The sequence below is a fragment of the Bacillus sp. EKM202B genome, assembly GCF_011066025.1.
Lineage (GTDB): Bacteria > Bacillota > Bacilli > Bacillales > Bacillaceae_G > Bacillus_A > Bacillus_A toyonensis.
This window is the reverse complement of record NZ_JAAMNK010000111.1, coordinates 1-365: the sequence shown is the minus strand read 5'-3', so window position 1 is coordinate 365 and position 365 is coordinate 1. Positions and strand designations below refer to the sequence as shown.

Annotated in this window: 1 pseudogene; it reads left to right on the top strand. The window is 34.2% G+C overall.

What is annotated here, in order from left to right:
* Positions 1-365, top strand: a pseudogene (locus G9F74_RS29560) (IS4 family transposase); the annotation flags it as partial.

Here is a 365-nt window from a genome sequence, read left to right as displayed (position 1 = left end):
GATCTTCAACATATACAAGATAAAAAGGCTTATTATATCTCACGTATCAAATCGAATACACGTATTTATCAAAAAAATCCAAACCCTGATTATTTTCAAGATGGCAGAATTAAGAAGGGTACAGAGTATATCCAGATAGATATGGAGGTTTTAATGAACTCTCTTCAGCCAGGACAAACATATGAAGTATCCGACGCTTATGTAGGAATGACTGATAAAGTACCAGCTCGTGTGATTGTTCATCGACTAACAAAAGAACAACAACAAAAACGATTACACGATCAAACGGTAAGAGAAAAAAAGAAAGGAATGAAGTATTCTGCTCGTAGTAAACGACTTAGCGGTATCAATGTATATATGACAAA